Genomic DNA, 16,117 nt, shown 5'->3' on the forward strand with positions numbered 1-16,117 from the left:
CCCGCTGTCCCGCACGACGACGAATGGGCGAGAATCCCCCGTGAACTACGAACGCCAGCCGTACCGGCGCTGCGGCAGGAGCGGCCTGCGGCTCCCCGCGATCTCTCTTGGCCTGTGGCACAACTTCGGCGCCGACAGGCCGCTCGACGGCCAGCGGGCCATCGTCCGCAAGGCGCTCGACCTCGGCATCACCCACTTCGACATCGCCGACAGGTACGGCCCGCCGTTCGGCGCGGCCGAGTCGGCGTTCGGCGCCATCCACCGCCAGGACCTGCGCGGCCTGCGCGACGAGATCGTGGTCACCACCAAGGGCCGCAACCCCATGTGGGAGGGCCCGTACGGCGAGGGCAACACCCGCAAGCACCTGCTCGCCACGCTCGACCGGTCGCTGCGACGGCTCGGCCTCGACTTCGTGGACATCTTCTACCTGCACCGCGACGACGAGGAGACGTCGCTGGAGGAGCAGGTCGGCACGCTCGACCACATCGTGCGCTCCGGCCGCGCCCTGTACGTCGGCGTCTCCAACTACTCGCCGGAGCGCACGGCGGAGGTGTCCCGGATGCTGCGCGAGCTGGGCACCCCGCTGCTGGTGCACCAGCCGCCCTACTCCCTGCTCAACCGGGGCATCGAGCAATCGCTGCTCGGCGTGCTGGAGCGGGAGGGCGTGGGCTGCGTGGTCTACTCGCCGCTGGCGCAGGGCCTGCTGACGGACCGCTACCTGGACGGCATCCCGGCGGACTCGCGGGCCGCCGAGGGCCGCTTCCTCACCCCGGACCGGGTCACCCCGGAAGTGCTGTCGTTCGTCCGCGCGCTCGGCGCGATCGCCGAGGCACGCGGTCAGACGGTCGCCCAGCTCGCGCTGGCGTGGGCGCTGCGTGACGAGCGGGTCACCTCGGTGCTGGTCGGCGCGTCCAGCCCCGCCCAGCTGGAGGCGAACGTGGCGGCGGTGGACCGGCTCGACTTCACCGGCGACGAGCTGGCCGCCATCGACGCGGCGGCCAAGGAGGCCGGCGTCACCGCCTAGGCGTCACCCGCCTGGGGCTCCGCACCGGGCCCGCACGCGGGCCCGGGTGCGCCTCGGCGGGCTCGCGTCATGCCCTCCTGAACGCCCCGCGCACGTGCACCGGCACGCCCTTGCCCAGCATGCCGGGCAGCACCTCGGCCACGTTCATGGGCAGCCGGACGCACCCGTGCGAAGCGGGGTACAGCGGCACCGACAGCGCACCGTGGAACGCGATCCCGCCGTTGAAGAAGATCGGGTTGTACAGCTGGCCGAGGTAGGACTTGTGCCAGCCCGACTTGCGCCACGTCGTCTTGTAGTCGCCCGTGGGCGTGCGGGCCGAGCCGCAGAAGCGCTGCCTCTTGCCCTGCCAGACGCTGGTCTCGCAGTACGGCACGCCGCTGCCCGAGGAGATGTGGCTGATCAGCTTCGGCTGCCCGGCCACGTACAGGACCATGATCTGCGTGGTGAGGTTCACCTCGGCGCGGGTGGCCTTGCCGTTCCTGACCAGCACCTTCGGAGCTCTGGGACGCTCGAGTGCCCGCCAGGTGGACGTGGCGACCGTGCTGCTCGGCCTGATGCCGTTCACCTTCTGGAACGCCCACACGGCCATGAGCGTCGTCCCTCCGTACCGGCCGTCGGCCTTGCCCGGCCGGTAGCCCAGCTCGGCCAGGCGCCGCTGCAGCGCCTCGACGGCCTCGCCCTTGGCGCCGAGCTTCAGCCGCTTCGGCGCGCTCAGCGGGGCCGACCAGGCCGCCGTGCCACCCTGCCGGGCCTCGGCCGTCTGGAGGACACCGGTGGTGGCCTCGGCGGCGACGGTGACCGCGGGCCGGACGGCGGCGGCAGGCGGCGCCGCCTGCGCGGCCCCCGCTCCGGCTCCGGCCACGAGGCCCGTGCCGAATCCCGCACCGGCGAGCACGACGGCGCCCGCGGCCGCGAGTGCGACCACACGTGGTGCGCCCACCCGAATCACCCCTCATCTCAACGATCAAGTCAAAGGACCCTATACCAACACCATGCACGGTAAAGCCGCGCTCAATCGCTTTAGAGTGTCCGCATGTCCGAGAAGTTCTCCCGCGCGGGCGGGGTGCCGCTGCCTTCCAACGCCGTCATCGTCCAGTCCGCGCTGCGCGAGCTCGGGGCGGGCGGCGAGATCGTCGTGCTGCCCGAGAAGGCCCCCACCGCCGCCACCGCCGCGGCCCAGCTGGGCTGCGAGGTCGGGGCGATCGCCAACAGTCTCGTCTTCGACGCCGACGGCACCCCGCTGCTCGTGCTCACGAGCGGCGCGCACCGCGTGGACGTCGACCTGGTCGCCCGTACGGCGGGCGTCGGCACGGTACGGCGGGCCACCCCCGAGTTCGTCCGGCAGGCGACGGGCCAGCCGATCGGCGGGGTCGCCCCCGTCGGGCACCCGTCGCCGGTCCGGACGCTGGTCGACAACTGGCTGGGCAAGCACGAGATCGTGTGGGCCGCGGGCGGGCATCCGCACACGGTGTTCCCCACGACGTTCGAGGAGTTGGTCCGCATCACCGGGGGCGCCCCCGTGGACGTCGAGTAGCGTGCGCGAGGTGATCGAGTTCCGCGGCGGCGGGCCCGTCGAGTTCGGCGAGCGGCTGGACACGGTGATGGACATCTACACCGCCGCCATGCGCCCACCGCCCGAACAGATCACCGGTCGCACCACCATCATGCGCAATCACGCCACTTATCCCCGTTTTCAGTGCTATTTCGCGGAGCTACGGGAAATTTCTGACATGTCGCTCGGGGCGCGGCCGGCGCCACGCGTCGTGGGATTCGCGTACGGGTTCCACGGCGCGCCCGGCCAGTGGTGGCACGACGTGGTCCACCGGGCGCTGGAGGACCGCGCCGGACGCGAGGCGGCCGACGCCTGGCTGGGCGACGCGTTCGAACTGGCCGAGATCCACGTGCACCCCGACCACCAGGGCAAGGGGATCGGCCGGGCGATGATCACGACGCTCTGCGCGGGCCGGCCCGAACGCTCGGCCGTGCTGTCCACGCACGACCGGCCCACCGCCGCCCGCCACCTCTACGCCGCCATGGGCTTCACGGACCTGCTCAGCCGGTACGTCTTCCCCGGCGGTTACGAGGAGTACGCGATCGTCGGCCGGCCACTGCCGCTGACCTGACACCGGGCACCCATGGTAAAGCCTTGACCTGCCGGTTTGGCCTCCATGACGGACGGGCACAACCGAACACGTAAGGTAACGGACGCTTTACCCCGCGTCTGCCCACCCCAGCCCGCCACCCGCCGGGTCCCCCTGCGGGCGGGTGGCGGGACCCCGGCCGATCGTCCCGCGCAGCGGAAGCCTCAGGCGTTCACGGCCCGTCGTCCCACGCACCGTGAGCCTCAGGCCGTCACCGCAGACCGTCCCGCGCAACGTGAGCGTCAGGCGGTCACCGCCGAGCCTCCCGCGCAACCTGAGCGTCAGGCGGTCACCGCCCATCGTCCCGCGCGATGCGAGCCTCAGGCGGTCACGGCCTCCGCGTGCGACAGGCGCTGGAAGACCTCGCGCGAGGCGCTCGACCGGTTGAAGGTGATGAAGTGGATGCCCGGCGCCCCCTCGTCGAGCAGCCGCTGGCACAGCTCGGCCCCGTGGTCGATGCCCAGCTCGCGCACTGCCGCGGGGTCGTGGGCCACGGCCTCGAAACGGGCCGCCACGTCGGGCGGGAACGGCGCGCCCGACAGCTGCTCCGACCGCGCGATCGTGCTCATCTGCGTGACCGGCATGATGCACGGGATGATCGGCGTGTCGCAGCCCTGGGCCGCCACCCGGTCGCGCAGCCGCAGGTAGTCCTCCGCCTGGAAGAACATCTGCGTGATCGCGAAGTCGGCGCCGGCCCGGCACTTGCGCACGAAGTAGTCGGTGTCGGACTCGATGGACGGCGAGCGCGGGTGCTTGTAGGGGAACGCGGCCACGCCGACGCAGAAGTCGCCCGCCTGCCGGATCAGCCGCACCAGCTCCTCGGCGTAGAGGACACCCTCGGGGTGCCTGACCCACTCGCCGGTCGGGTCGCCGGGCGGGTCACCGCGCACGGCCAGGATGTTGCGCACCCCCGCGTCGGCGAACCGGCCCACCAGGTGGCGCAGCTCGCGCACGGAGTGGTTGACCGCCGTGAAGTGGGCCACGGGCGTCAGCGTGGTGCCGTGGGCCAGCCGCTCGACGATGTCGACCGTGCGGTCACGAGTGGAACCGCCCGCGCCGTAGGTCACCGAGACGAACGTCGGGCGCAGGGCCTCGAGCTCCCTGATCGCCCGCCACAGCTGGCGCTCCCCCTCGTCGGTCTTCGGGGGGAAGAACTCGAAGGAGAACGAGCGCCCGCCTGCGGCGAGGAGCTCGCGGACGGTGGGGACGCGATCGGGGAGGACGGATGGTCGACCAAGGGCCATGAGGTCAGGGTACCCCGACCTGTCCCGCACCAGCGGTCCCAGAGGAACCTGCAGATCCTGCTTCGGGCGCGCGACCACTAGTCTCATGCACATGAGCACTGAGGCCGCGGGCATGGACACCCTGCGCGAACAGGTTGATCGTTCCCTGCGGGCGTTCGTCGACCGGCAGCTCCCCGCAGCGGGGTCGGAGGAGCTGGAGCCGTTGCGCGTCGCCGCCACCGAGCTGCTGGCGGGCGGCAAGCGGCTGCGTCCGGCGTTCTGCTACTGGGGCTGGCGCGGCGCGGGTGGCGCCGACCTGCCGGAGATCTTCACCGCTGCCGCCTCTCTGGAGCTGCTGCAGGCCAGCGCGCTGGTGCACGACGACGTGATGGACAAGAGCGACCTGCGCCGGGGCATGCCGGCGGCGCACCGGCGCTTCGAGACGATCCACGCCGAGTCCGGCTGGCAGGGGTCGGCGGAGCAGTTCGGCGTGGGCGCGGCGATCCTGCTGGGCAACCTGCTGCTGATCTGGTCGGGCGAGATGTGGCGCACCAGCGGCCTGCCGCCCGCCTCGCTGGCGGCCGCCCAGCCGGTGCACGACCACATGCGCACCGAGCTGATGTGCGGCCAGTACCTCGACCTGCTGGAGCAGGCCCACGGGGAGAACACGTTCGAGTCGGCCCTGCGCGTCGCCCTGTACAAGAGCGGCAAGTACTCCGTCGAGCAGCCGCTGCGGCTCGGCCTGGTCCTCGCCGCCGGCGAGCGGCTGCCGTGGATGGACGAGCTGTGCACGACGTTCGGCACGCGGGTGGGGATCGCCTTCCAGCTGCGCGACGACATCCTCGGCGTGTTCGGCGACCCGGCGCACACCGGCAAGCCGGCCGGCGACGACCTGCGCGAGGGCAAGCGGACGATGCTCGTCGCCCGCACCCTGGCCGCCGCCTCGCCGCAGCAGGCGGCGACCGTGCGCCGCCTGCTGGGAGACCCCGGCCTCGACGACGGGGGCGTGGCCACACTGCGCGCGATCATCGACGACACGGGCGCGCTGAACGAGTGCGAGGACCTGATCAGGAGTTACCTGGGCGAGGCGCTGGCCTGCCTCGACAAGGCCCCGATCACGCCGGAGGCCCGCGCCGCCCTGGCGGAGCTGGCCGTGGCGGCCACCTCACGCAGAACCTGACCGCCCGCCCGGCGGCTCGGCAGCCCCAGCGACCGGGCCACGCCGGGTGCCAGGCACCCGGCGTGCCAGGCACCCGGAGTCCCGGCCCGCCGGAGTCCCGGGGCCGGTCGAGGTGACGGGACCTCGGAGTGCGGGACCGTCGAGGTGACGGCCTGCCGAGGTGACGGGCCGTCGGAGTGCGGGACCGTGGCCTGCCGAGGTGCCGGAGGATTCAGCGGGCCAGGCGCTTGGCGAACTCGGCCGCCGCGGCGCCCGGGTCGTCGGCGTCGGTGATCGCCCTCACCACGACGACCCGCGTGACCCCGTAGGACATGACCTCGTCCAGGTTGGCGAGGTCGATGCCGCCGATGCCGAACCACGGCCGGTCCGTGCCGAGCGAGGCCGCGTGCCGGAGCAGCGCGGGCCCCGGCGCCGGCCTGCCGGGCTTGGTGGGCGTGGGCCAGACGGGGCCGCAGCAGAAGTAGTCGACGCCCTCCTCCACCGCGGCGGCGGACGCCTCGGCGGTGGAGTGGGTGGACCTGCCGATGAGGACGTCGTCGCCGAGTATCTCTCGCGCGACCCTCACGGGCAGGTCGTCCTGCCCCAGGTGGAGCACGTCGGGCCGGGCGGCGTAGGCCACGTCCGCCCGGTCGTTGACCGCCAGCAGCCTGCCGTGCCGGTCGCACGCGTCGCGGAACACCTCCAGCAGCGCCAGCTCCTCGCGCGCCTCCAGCCCCTTCTCGCGGAGCTGGACGATGTCCACGCCGGCCGCCAGCACGGCGTCGAGGAACTCGGCCAGGTCCCCCCGCTCGCGCCGGCCGTCGGTGCAGAGGTAGAGCCGGGCGTCAGAAAGCGAGGGCCTGGGCACGCCGCTTGACCTCGGTGTGACGACCGGCCTTGATCGCCTGGACGGGCGAGCCCGGCAGCGAGTCGTCGGGGGTGAAGAGCCAGCGCAGCGCCTCAACGTCGTCGTATCCGGCGTCCTGCAGCACGGTGAGCGTGCCCGGCAGACCCTTCATCACGTCCTTTCCGTCGATGAACACCGCGGGCACCTGCGGCCCACCGCTGCCGCGGCGGACGCCCAGCAGCTTGTGGTCCTTGAGGAGTTGCTTGGCCCTGCCCAGGGACAGCCCCAGGCGGTCGGCCACTTCGGGAAGAGTGAGCCACTCGTCGACGAGCTGGTCGGTCTCCCGGTCGATCTGTGCAACAGAAAGCGTCACGGAACCACAACTACCACATGCCGTGCTGGCTCAAACAACACAATCTCGTAGCGAAATATCGGGATCTACCAGGCGGTTCGCGTCGAGTCGCCGCCCCGCCGCGATGAGCCGGCGGCCCTGGACCAGGTCCCGCGGCCGGTCGACGGTCAGCACGGCGGCGAGCCGGTCGTCGCCGGTGAGCCAGACGGCCGCCCACTTGCCCTCCGGCCCGCCCCGGTACAGCAGCCGCTCTCCCGCCTCGCGGTGGCCGGCGTACTGGAGCATGTGCCCGAACTGCTCCGACCAGAAGTACGGCACCGGGTCGTAGACGGCCTCCTCGCCGAGCAGGGTCGCGGCGGCCACCTCGGGGGCGCCGAGCGCGGTGTCCCAGTGCTCGACCCGCAGCCGCGTCCCGTACCGGCGCGACCACCAGGCGGCGCAGTCGCCGACGGCGACGACGCCCGGCAGCGAGGCGCGCAGGTGCTCGTCGGTGACGACGCCGTTGTGCAGGTCGATCTCGGCGCCCGCCAGCCACTCGACGGCCGGGCGGACGCCGATCCCGGTGACGACGACGTGCGCCTGCACGAACTCCCCGCCGACCAGCTCGACGCCGCCCTCCTCGACCGAGCCGACCATCGTCTCCAGCCGCAGGTCGATGCCGTCGTACCAGCTCAGGGTGCGGGCGCCGATCTCGGGGCCGACGGCCTGCGCGAGCGGCGCGGCGCCGGCCTCGACCACGATGACCTCGCAGCCGACGCGGCGGGCCGCCGTGGCCACCTCGGCGCCGATCCACCCGGCCCCGATGACGAGGACGCGGGCGCCGGGCACCAGCCTGGCGCGCAGCTCCAGCGCGTCGTCGAGGGTGCGCAGCACGTGCTGCTGTCCCTCGCCGGGCACCGTGACGGGATCGGCGCCGGTGGCGATGACGAGGCCGTCGTAGGGCAGCTCGCCCTCGGTGGTCTCCACGACGCCGGGCCGCAGCGACGTGGCGCCGACGCCCGGCCGGAAGTCCACCCGCAGCGCGTCGGCGTCGAAGTCGACGTAGCTGGAGTCACTGGCGCCCAGCAGGACCGCCTTGGACAACGGCGGACGGTCGTAGGGACGGTGGCGTTCGGCGCCCACGAGGGTGATCGCGCCGTCGAACCCCCTCGCCCGCAACGCCTCGATGCTCCGCACACCCGCAAGGCCCGCTCCGACCACCACGACATGGTTCACGATGATGACCATAACGGGCCCGGTGCCGGGCGATCGCAGCGAGGGCTTAGGGTGGAGGCGTACGACGCGCGGGAGTCCGGCCGCACCGGGCTGAGAGGAAGGCTGCACGGGCCTTCGACCGCAATCCACCTGATCCGGATCATGCCGGCGAAGGGAGCGCGCATGGAAGTGATCGTGGGCGGCGGGATCGTCGGGCTGACGATCGCCTGGCGGCTGTCCCGGGCGGGACGCGCGGTGACCGTGGTGGACCCGGCTCCGGGCACGGGCGCCACACACGCGGCGGCGGGCATGCTGGCGCCGGTCAGCGAGGTCACCTACACCGAGGAGCCGTTGCTGCGGCTGGGCCTCGCCTCGCTGGGCCGGTGGCCGTCGTTCGCGGCCGAGCTGGCCGCCGACGCCGGGCTGGACACCCCGGCCGTCGAGGCCGGGCGAGGTGTGGACCTGCGGACCGACGGCACGCTCGACGTGGCCTTCGGCGCCGACGACCTGGCGGCGCTGGACGAGCTGGCCGCGTTCATGGCGAAGCTCGGGCTGCCGGTGGAGCGGCTGACGGGCCGCGAGTGCCGCCGTCTGGAGCCGATGCTGGCGCCGTCGGTGCGGGGCGGGCTGCTCGCCGCCGGTGACGCGTGGGTCGACCCGCGCCGGGTCGCGGCGGCGCTGCTGACCGCCCTGGAGCGGCGCGGCGTCCCGCTGGTGCGCGCCCGGGTGACCGCGCTGCTGCGCGAGGGCGAGGGCGAGGGCGGCGCGGTCCGCGGTGTGCTGCTGGACCGGGCGCCCGGCGAGCTGCGGGCGGACGGGGTCGTGCTGGCGGCCGGTGCGTGGAGCGCCGAGCTGGCCGACGTCGAGGTGCGGCCGGTCAAGGGTCAGATCATCCGGCTGCGCTCCCCCGAGCCGCTGCTGAGCCGGTGCGTGCGAGGCACGGTGCACGGCGCGTACGTCTACCTGGTGCCGCGCGGCGACGGCGAGCTCGTGGTGGGTGCGACGCAGGAGGAGCTGGGGTTCGACACGCGGGTGACGGCCGGCGGCCTGTACGAGCTGCTGCGCGACGCCCGCGAGCTGGTGCCCGGGGTGACGGAGCTGGAGGTCGCCGACGTGGTGGCCGGGCTGCGCCCCGGCACGCCCGACAACGTGCCCTACATCGGCCCGAGCGGCACCCCCGGCCTGACGCTCGCCACCGGGCACCACCGGGGCGGCGTGCTGCTGGCTCCGCTCACGGCGGCCATCCTGCTGGGCGAGGAGCCCGAGCTGGCCGCCCTGTGCGCCCCGTCGCGTCCCCGGGCCGGAGCCCGGGTCGAGGCCCTCGAGGAGATGGGATGAGAGTGACGATCAACGGCGACGCCCGGGAGGTGCCCGACGGCACGACCGTGGCGCAGGCCGTACGGATCCTGACCGGCGTCACCACCGGCGTGGCGGTGGCCGTGAACGACGAGGTGGTGACGCGCGGCACGTGGGAGACGACGCCGCTGCGCGACAGCGACCGCGTCGAGGTGCTGACGGCGGTGCAAGGTGGATGACCTGATCATCGCGGGCGAGAAGTTCACCTCGCGGCTCATCATGGGCACGGGCGGCGCTCCCTCGCTGGAGGTGCTCGACCAGGCGCTGGTCGCCTCCGGCACCGAGCTGACCACGGTCGCGATGCGCCGGCTCGACCCGGCGGCGCGCGGCTCGGTGCTGGACGTGCTGCGGCGGCGCGACATCAAGGTGCTGCCCAACACGGCGGGGTGCTTCACCGCGGGCGACGCCGTGCTGACCGCGCGGCTGGCCCGCGAGGCGCTCGGCACCGACTGGGTCAAGCTGGAGGTGATCTCCGACGAGCGGACGCTGCTGCCCGACCCGATCGAGACGTTCGACGCGGCGGAGCGGCTGGTGGCCGACGGGTTCGTCGTGCTGCCCTACATCGGTGACGACCCGGCGCTGGCGCGCCGACTGGAGCAGGCGGGCTGCGCGGCGGTCATGCCGCTCGGCGCCCCGATCGGCTCCGGCCTCGGCATCCGCAACCCGCACAACATCGAGCTGATCGTCGAGGCGGCCTCCGTGCCGGTGATCCTGGACGCGGGCATCGGCACCGCCAGCGACGCCGCCCTGGCGATGGAGCTGGGCTGCGACGCGGTGCTGCTGGCCACGGCGGTCACCCGGGCCCAGCGGCCCGACCTCATGGCGACGGCGATGCGCGGCGCCGTGCAGGCGGGCCGGCTCGCGCGCCTGGCGGGACGCATCCCCCGCCGCCGCTACGCCGAGGCGTCCTCCCCGATGACCCCCTAGCGCCGCCCGGCGGCCCGTCCCGGACGGGCGGCCGCGCCGGGGTTTCCGGTGGGCGTGGTGGCCGTCCCAGGTCCGGGTCGGGTACGGGGCACGGGTCGGCATCGTTTGGGATGGTCAGGACGTGCCGGGCCTCAATCGCCCGTAAACTCGGCCCCGTGGACACGACGACTGCGGACCCCCTCGTCGGGCGGCTCCTCGATGGCCGCTACCGCATCGAGTCCCGCATCGCGCGGGGCGGCATGGCGACCGTCTACCTCGCGCTCGACGTCCGGCTCGACCGCACGGTGGCCCTGAAGGTCATGCACCGCTCGCTGGCCGAGGACCCGTCGTTCGTGCGCAGGTTCATCGGCGAGGCCAAGTCCGTGGCCAGCCTGTCGCACCCCAACGTGGTGGCCGTCTTCGACCAGGGCACCGACGGCGACGTGGTCTACCTGTCGATGGAGTACGTGCCGGGCAGGACGCTGCGCGACATCCTGCGCGAGCGGGGCAGGCTGCCGGCGCGCGAGGCGCTGGAGATGGTGATCCCGGTGCTCGCCGCCCTGGGCGCGGCCCACCAGGCCGGGATGGTGCACCGCGACGTCAAGCCGGAGAACGTCCTGCTGACCGCCGACGGGCGGGTCAAGGTGGTCGACTTCGGTCTCGCCCGCGCGATCGAGGCGTCCGGCCAGACCCGCACCGGCATGATGATCGGCACGATCGGCTACATGTCGCCCGAGCAGGTGACGACGGGCGCGGCCGACGCGCGCAGCGACGTCTACGCGACCGGCATCATGCTGTTCGAGCTGGTGACCGGGCAGCCTCCCTACGACGGCCAGACGCCGATGTCGGTGGCCTACCGGCACGTCCACGACACCGTCCCGGCGCCGTCGTCGCTGACGCCCGACGTGCCGCCGCAGGTCGACGCGCTGGTCGCGCAGGCCACCGCCCGCGAGCCGGGCGACCGGCCCGCCGACGCGACCGCGATGCTGGTGGCGGCCGTCGAGGCGCACCGCCTGCTGCCCCGGCTGACCGACCCCACCGCGTCCCGCACCCAGCATTCGCAGCCGCAGCCGTCGCAGCCGTCCCCATCGCAGCCGTACGGGCAGCAGTCCGGCGCGTCCCGGCCGTACGGCTCGCAGCCGCACTCGGCGCCGCAGTACCCCTCCCAGCCGCACTCGGCGCCGCAGTACCCCTCGCAGCCGCACTCCGCCCCGCACGCGCTGCCGCAGCAGCCGCCGCAGCCGACGCAGGCGCTGCCGCAGGCGGCGCTCACCGGCCCGGCGGGCGGCGGACCCAGCCACACGATGGTCCAGCCGCGTGCCGAGGTGGCGCCACCCGCGCCGCCGAGGCGCAGGGGCGGTCTCCGCTCGACCTGGTTCCTGGTCGCGCTGGCCGCCGTGATGGTGGCGGCGATCACGGCCACGGGCCTGTACTTCTCGCAGACCCGCTACGTGACCGTGCCCGGCGGGCTGGTCGGCAAGAACGTCGTCGTGGCCGAGCAGAACCTCACCTCCCGAGGGTTCAAGGTGCGCCAGGCGCCGGGCCAGTACGACGAGAACGTGGCCGAGGGCCTCGTGCTCAGCCACGATCCGGTCTCCGGCAAGGAGGTCGAGAGCGGCGAGACGATCACCCTCGTGCCGTCGCTGGGCCCCAAGCGGGTGCTGGTGCCCAAGGTGCAGGGCCTGAGCGAGAGCGACGCCCGGCTGGCGATCGCCAAGGCCGGCCTTTCGGTGGGCACGGTCAGGCGGCTGCCCAGTCAGACGGTCGAGCGGGGCGCGGTGATCCGCACCTCGCCGCAGGTGGGCGAGAAGGTCAAGGAGGGTTCGAAGGTCGGCGTCTTCGTGAGCGCCGGCCTGGTGATGCCCGACGTGTCCGGCATGACGAAGAACGAAGCCGCCGCCTACCTGCAGGAGCAGGGGTTCCAGGTGCAGGTCAACGAGGTGGACGACGACGCCGAGCCGTGCACCGTCATCGCGCAGGCGCCCAAGGCCAAGGCCGAGGTCGACAAGGGCTCGGTGGCGATGGTCACGGTGGCGCGCTGCACCGACGACTTCTGGGGCTGGTTCAACCGCGGCGACGCCGACGACGAGGCCCGTGACGACCAGCAGTTCGCGCTGGTGCCGCAGGTGATGGGCAAGAACGTCAACGACGCCAGGCAGGAGCTGGAGCAGCTCGGATTCAAGGTCAAGATCCGCCGGCTGGGCAACGGCGGCGTGGTGCGTTTCCAGCGGCCGCTGCCCAACAGCGAACGCCCGCCGGGCTCGCTGGTCGTACTCTGGCACTGACCGGCCGCCGAGGAGGCGCCGACCGGCCGCCGCGGGGCCGGGTCAGGCGAGGTGGCCGTGCAGCCGCACCCTGGCCAGCCCGCCGTCCGGGTAGATGTCGACCCGCACGTGCGTGACCGGCTCGGCGGGCGGCAGGCGGAAGCGGTGCGGGGTGTCGGGCTGCAGCCGCGTCCGGGGCAGCAGCCCGATCTCGCGGCCGTCGCGGCCTCCGGTGGTCAGGCCGGTGAGCGCCACGGCGGCGGGGGCGTTGAAGACGAGGTTGGTGGTGTCGATCTCGGCCAGCCGGACGACGCCGCGCCCGGCCAGCCGGATCACGAGCCAGTCGTTGCCCCCGTCGCGGCGGCGGGCGGTCTCCCAGCCCTCCGCCTGGTGGCGGGCCAGGCCGGGGGCGATGACGTTGTTGGGCGCGGAGTAGAACTCGTCGGAGCAGGCGGTGACCAGGCCGCCGTTCTGCAGCGCTGCCAGGTCCAGGCCGAGACCGTCGTACACGGACAGGTCGGGGCGGGCCTCGCCGTGGACGCGCAGGCGGGCGATGCCCCCGTCGGGGTAGGCGTTCAGCCGCACGTGCGTGTAGCGGCGAGGGTCCGTCACGGGGACGTGGTGCTCGGCGTCGCCGCGCAGCGCGGTGCGGGGCACGATCTCGGTCCAGGCGGCCCGTTCCAGTTCGGCGGGCGACGGATGGCCGTCGGCGGCCGTGGCGTCCACCGAGGCGTGCGGCGGGTAGTTCCCGGTGAACCAGGCCGTGTCGATGACCACGCCGTGGACGACGCCGGGCATCCCGAGCCGGGCGATCGCCCAGTCGTGGCCGGGTTCGCGACGGCGCCGCGTCTCCCACCCGTCGTACACCTGGCCCTTGCCGCCGAACGTGCCGGCCTGGAAGCCGGGGCGGCCGGGGCGGATGAGGTTCTCCTTGCCGGCGAACGACTCGTCGCTGGCGGCGACGACCGACCCGCCGACGGTGCGCAGCGCCAGGTCGGGCAGGGAGGTGAAGGCGGCCACCTAGCGCTCTCCGAACACGAACTCGCCGTGCGGCTCGCCGTCGGCCGGCCGGCCGCGCAGCCAGGTGGTGAGGACGGCGCCCCGGAGGGTGCGGCCGTGGTACGGCGTGACGGGGTTGCGGTGGTGCAGCCTGCCGGCGTCCACGGGCACGGCGGCGCCGGGGTCGAAGGCGACGAGGTCGGCGTCGGCGCCCGGCTCGATGGCTCCCTTGCCGGGGAGGCCGGCGAGGGCGGCGGGGCCGGCCGCCATCCAGCGGGCCACGTCGGCCAGGCCGTGACCGCGCCGGGACGCCTCGGTCCAGACGGCCGCCAGCCCGACCTGCAGGGAGGCGACGCCGCCCCAGGCGGCGGCGAAGTCGGGCACCTTCAGGTCGGCGGTCGAGGGCGAGTGGTCGGAGACGACGCAGCTCAGCACGCCACGGGCCAGGCCGTCCCAGAGCCGGTCGCGGTTGGCCGCCGAGCGGATCGGCGGGCAGCACTTGTAGCTGGTGTCACGCTCGGGGACCTCCTCGGCGGTCAGGGTCAGGTAGTGCGGGCAGGTCTCGGCGGTGACGGGCACCCCGTCGGCCTGGGCGGCGGCCAGCGGCTCCAGGCAGTCGGCGCTGGAGACGTGCAGGACGTGCGTGCGCGCGCCGGTCTCCCGGGCGAGCGCGATCACCTGCTCGACCGCGCTGCGCTCGGCCGCCCCCGGCCGCGAGTCCAGGAAGTGCCGGTACGTGGGGCCGCCCGGGTCGCCGAGCAGGGCCGGGTCCTCGGCGTGCACGAGGAGGAGCCCGTCGAACGCCGCGATCTCCTCCATCGCGCGCCGCACCTCGTGCGGCCGCAGCGGCGGGAACTCGTCCACTCCGGACGGCGACAGGAAGCACTTGAACCCGAGGACCCCGCGGTCGTGCAGCGGCCGCAGGTGCTTGACGTTGCCGGGCACCGCGCCGCCCCAGAAGGCGACGTCCACGTGGCACCGCCCCGCCGCGGCGTTCAGCTTGGCGTCCAGGGCGGGCACGTCCACGGTGGGCGGCAGGGCGTTGAGCGGCATGTCCACGATCATGGTGACGCCGCCGGCCGCCGCCGCCCGGGTGGCGGTGGCGAAGCCCTCCCAGTGGGTCCGGCCCGGCTCGTTCACGTGCACGTGGGTGTCGACCAGGCCCGGCAGCAGGGCCAGGTCGCGCAGGTCGACGTCTTCGGCCGCGGTCAGGGGGGCGGTGTAGCCGTGCAGCGCGGCGATCCTCCCGCCGCGCACGGCCACGGCGGCGGCGCGCTCGCCGCCGGGCGTGACGGTGCGCCGGGAGCGCACGACGAGGTCGTACTCCGTCGCCTCGGGGACGGCCGGCGGGCGGGCCGTCATGTCAGCCCGCCGTGAGCGAGCGTACGGGCCGTCATGTCAGCCCGCGGTCGGCGGCCAGCCGGGCGGCGAGCCGTTCGAGGAGCGGTCCGGCGTCGGCCATGCACCGGGCCGGGTCGGGCTCCAGGTCGGTCAGGGCGTAGGCGGCCTCGATGCCGGCGGCCTTCAGGTCGGCGTCGGTGAGGGTGCGCCGGCCGCAGACGGCGACCACGGGGACTCCCGCCTCGGCGGCTGCCTGGGCGACGCCGACGGGGGCCTTGCCGCGCAGCGACTGCTCGTCCAGCGATCCCTCGCCGGTGATCACGAGCCGGGCCCCGCGCACCAGGCTCCCGAACCCGAGCAGGTCGAGCAGGTAGTCGATGCCCGGACGGATCTCGGCGTGCAGGAACGCCAGCGCCGCGAACCCGACGCCGCCGGCGGCGCCCGCGCCCGGCGCGCCCGCGACGCCCATGGGGCGCGGCCGGTCGTCGTGCTCCACCGCTCCGGTCAGGCCGTGGGTCCAGGCCGCCACCGCGGCGAGCCGGCCGAGGGCGGCGTCGAGCGTCCTGACGTCGTCGGGGGTGGCGCCCTTCTGCGGGCCGTAGACGGCGGCGGCGCCGTGCGGGCCGAGGAGGGGGTTGTCGACGTCGCTGGCCACCACGAACTCCACGCCCGAGATGTCGGCGAAGCCGGTGACGTCGATACGGTCGAGGGCGGCGAGCGCGGCGCCGCCGGGGCCCAGCTCGTCGCCGTTCGCGTCGAGCAGGCGCGCGCCGAGGGCCTGCACCATGCCGGCGCCACCGTCGGTGCACGCGCTGCCGCCCAGCCCGAGGACGATCCGCCGGGCGCCCCCGGCGAGCGCGTGCGCGATCAGCTCGCCGGTGCCGCGGCTGGTGGCGGTGAGGGGCTCCGGCGCGCCGGGCAGGCGGCGCAGCCCCGAGGCCTCCGCCAGCTCCACCACGGCCGTGGGCCGTCCCGGCGAGCTGTCGCCGGCGGGCGAGCCGGTGGGGTGCCAGGCGTACGACGCCTGGACGGGCTGCCCGGTCGGGCCCGTCACCTCGACGGTGACCCGGGTGAAGCCGCAGGCGACGACCGCGTCCACCGTGCCGTCGCCCCCGTCGGCGACCGGCAGGCGGACCGCCGGCACCCCGAGCCCGGCCGACACCCTGTCGGCGACCTCGGCGGCCGTCAGCGACCCCTTGAACTTGTCGGGGGCGACAAGCACGTGCTCAACCACTACGAACTCCCACACGACGACGACGGTGGCCGCACGCCCCCGTCGGGCCGCGCGGGGCGGACGGCGGGGCGTGCCGG

Annotated in this window: 16 protein-coding genes; 8 read left to right on the plus strand and 8 right to left on the minus strand. The window is 74.3% G+C overall.

The window, feature by feature from the left end; genetic code table 11:
- Positions 1-40: 40 nt before the first annotated feature.
- Complete coding sequence (locus tag CXR44_RS01935; protein WP_101783074.1) at positions 41-1,024, plus strand: aldo/keto reductase; 984 nt, start codon at positions 41-43, stop codon at positions 1,022-1,024.
- Between the two features lie 67 nt (positions 1,025-1,091).
- On the opposite strand, the gene CXR44_RS01940 is transcribed toward CXR44_RS01935, so the two are convergent.
- Positions 1,092-1,964, minus strand: a complete 873-nt coding sequence (locus CXR44_RS01940) for a L,D-transpeptidase family protein (protein ID WP_245898749.1) — start codon at positions 1,962-1,964, stop codon at positions 1,092-1,094.
- Between the two features lie 93 nt (positions 1,965-2,057).
- Between CXR44_RS01940 and CXR44_RS01945 the strand changes: the two genes are divergently transcribed.
- Complete coding sequence (locus CXR44_RS01945) at positions 2,058-2,558, plus strand: YbaK/EbsC family protein (protein WP_101783075.1); 501 nt, start codon at positions 2,058-2,060, stop codon at positions 2,556-2,558.
- A 10-nt stretch (positions 2,559-2,568) separates the two neighbouring features.
- On the plus strand, positions 2,569-3,147 hold the full coding sequence (locus CXR44_RS01950) for a GNAT family N-acetyltransferase (RefSeq protein ID WP_101783483.1): 579 nt from the start codon (positions 2,569-2,571) through the stop codon (positions 3,145-3,147).
- A gap of 338 nt (positions 3,148-3,485) precedes the next feature.
- Here the strand turns inward: CXR44_RS01950 and metF are convergent, their stop codons facing one another.
- The gene (gene metF / locus CXR44_RS01960) at positions 3,486-4,409 is read right to left on the minus strand and encodes a methylenetetrahydrofolate reductase [NAD(P)H] (RefSeq protein ID WP_101783484.1); all 924 of its coding nucleotides are present in this window, start codon (positions 4,407-4,409) and stop codon (positions 3,486-3,488) included.
- Positions 4,410-4,500: 91 nt separating this feature from the next.
- Here metF and CXR44_RS01965 point away from each other — a divergent pair, with 91 nt between their 5' ends.
- The gene (locus CXR44_RS01965) at positions 4,501-5,568 is read left to right on the plus strand and encodes a polyprenyl synthetase family protein (RefSeq protein ID WP_101783485.1); all 1,068 of its coding nucleotides are present in this window, start codon (positions 4,501-4,503) and stop codon (positions 5,566-5,568) included.
- A gap of 211 nt (positions 5,569-5,779) precedes the next feature.
- Here CXR44_RS01965 and thiE read toward each other — a convergent pair whose 3' ends face one another.
- From thiE to CXR44_RS01980, 3 genes are read right to left on the minus strand one after another with little or no spacing between them, the layout of a single operon-like run.
- Complete coding sequence (gene thiE / locus CXR44_RS01970; protein ID WP_101783077.1) at positions 5,780-6,415, minus strand: thiamine phosphate synthase; 636 nt, start codon at positions 6,413-6,415, stop codon at positions 5,780-5,782.
- The gene (locus CXR44_RS01975; RefSeq protein WP_101783078.1) at positions 6,393-6,767 is read right to left on the minus strand and encodes an Rv2175c family DNA-binding protein; all 375 of its coding nucleotides are present in this window, start codon (positions 6,765-6,767) and stop codon (positions 6,393-6,395) included. Before CXR44_RS01975 ends, thiE begins: the two co-directional genes overlap by 23 nt.
- A gap of 30 nt (positions 6,768-6,797) precedes the next feature.
- On the minus strand, positions 6,798-7,961 hold the full coding sequence (locus tag CXR44_RS01980; protein ID WP_245898751.1) for an NAD(P)/FAD-dependent oxidoreductase: 1,164 nt from the start codon (positions 7,959-7,961) through the stop codon (positions 6,798-6,800).
- A gap of 162 nt (positions 7,962-8,123) precedes the next feature.
- Between CXR44_RS01980 and thiO the strand changes: the two genes are divergently transcribed.
- From thiO to pknB, 4 genes are all read left to right on the plus strand, one after another.
- Positions 8,124-9,278: a glycine oxidase ThiO gene (thiO, locus tag CXR44_RS01985; protein WP_101783080.1), complete on the plus strand. Its 1,155-nt coding sequence runs from the start codon at positions 8,124-8,126 to the stop codon at positions 9,276-9,278.
- Positions 9,275-9,475: a sulfur carrier protein ThiS gene (thiS, locus tag CXR44_RS01990; RefSeq protein ID WP_101783081.1), complete on the plus strand. Its 201-nt coding sequence runs from the start codon at positions 9,275-9,277 to the stop codon at positions 9,473-9,475. Before thiO ends, thiS begins: the two co-directional genes overlap by 4 nt.
- A complete protein-coding gene (locus CXR44_RS01995; RefSeq protein WP_101783082.1) occupies positions 9,468-10,223 on the plus strand; it encodes a thiazole synthase in 756 nt (251 codons plus the stop codon). The genes thiS and CXR44_RS01995 overlap by 8 nt, the downstream gene beginning before the upstream one ends.
- 155 nt (positions 10,224-10,378) lie before the next feature.
- Complete coding sequence (gene pknB, locus CXR44_RS02000; RefSeq protein ID WP_144069828.1) at positions 10,379-12,487, plus strand: Stk1 family PASTA domain-containing Ser/Thr kinase; 2,109 nt, start codon at positions 10,379-10,381, stop codon at positions 12,485-12,487.
- Between the two features lie 42 nt (positions 12,488-12,529).
- Here pknB and alc read toward each other — a convergent pair whose 3' ends face one another.
- Genes alc through CXR44_RS02015 form a run of 3 tightly spaced genes read right to left on the minus strand, consistent with a single transcriptional unit; the run spans position 12,530 to position 16,055 of the window.
- Positions 12,530-13,486: an allantoicase gene (gene alc, locus CXR44_RS02005; RefSeq protein WP_101783083.1), complete on the minus strand. Its 957-nt coding sequence runs from the start codon at positions 13,484-13,486 to the stop codon at positions 12,530-12,532.
- Positions 13,487-14,827 carry an allantoinase AllB gene (gene allB, locus CXR44_RS02010; protein ID WP_101783084.1) on the minus strand — a complete coding sequence of 447 codons (1,341 nt, stop codon included), beginning with the start codon at positions 14,825-14,827 and terminating at the stop codon, positions 13,487-13,489.
- Positions 14,828-14,858: 31 nt separating this feature from the next.
- The gene (locus tag CXR44_RS02015; RefSeq protein ID WP_245898752.1) at positions 14,859-16,055 is read right to left on the minus strand and encodes a glycerate kinase; all 1,197 of its coding nucleotides are present in this window, start codon (positions 16,053-16,055) and stop codon (positions 14,859-14,861) included.
- Positions 16,056-16,117: the final 62 nt, after the last annotated feature.

The organism is Nonomuraea indica (genome assembly GCF_002850745.1).
In the GTDB taxonomy this organism is placed as follows: Bacteria; Actinomycetota; Actinomycetes; order Streptosporangiales; family Streptosporangiaceae; genus Nonomuraea; species Nonomuraea indica.

What these genes read in the sequence shown, in the direction of transcription:
- CXR44_RS01945 (WP_101783075.1), top strand. Translation starts at nt 2,058, where the DNA reads ATGTCCGAGAAGTTCTCCCGCGCGGGCGGGGTGCCGCTGCCTTCCAAC.
- metF (WP_101783484.1), bottom strand. Translation starts at nt 4,409, where the DNA reads ATGGCCCTTGGTCGACCATCCGTCCTCCCCGATCGCGTCCCCACCGTC.
- CXR44_RS01965 (WP_101783485.1), top strand. Translation starts at nt 4,501, where the DNA reads ATGAGCACTGAGGCCGCGGGCATGGACACCCTGCGCGAACAGGTTGAT.
- thiO (WP_101783080.1), top strand. Translation starts at nt 8,124, where the DNA reads ATGGAAGTGATCGTGGGCGGCGGGATCGTCGGGCTGACGATCGCCTGG.
- thiS (WP_101783081.1), top strand. Translation starts at nt 9,275, where the DNA reads ATGAGAGTGACGATCAACGGCGACGCCCGGGAGGTGCCCGACGGCACG.
- allB (WP_101783084.1), bottom strand. Translation starts at nt 14,827, where the DNA reads ATGACGGCCCGCCCGCCGGCCGTCCCCGAGGCGACGGAGTACGACCTC.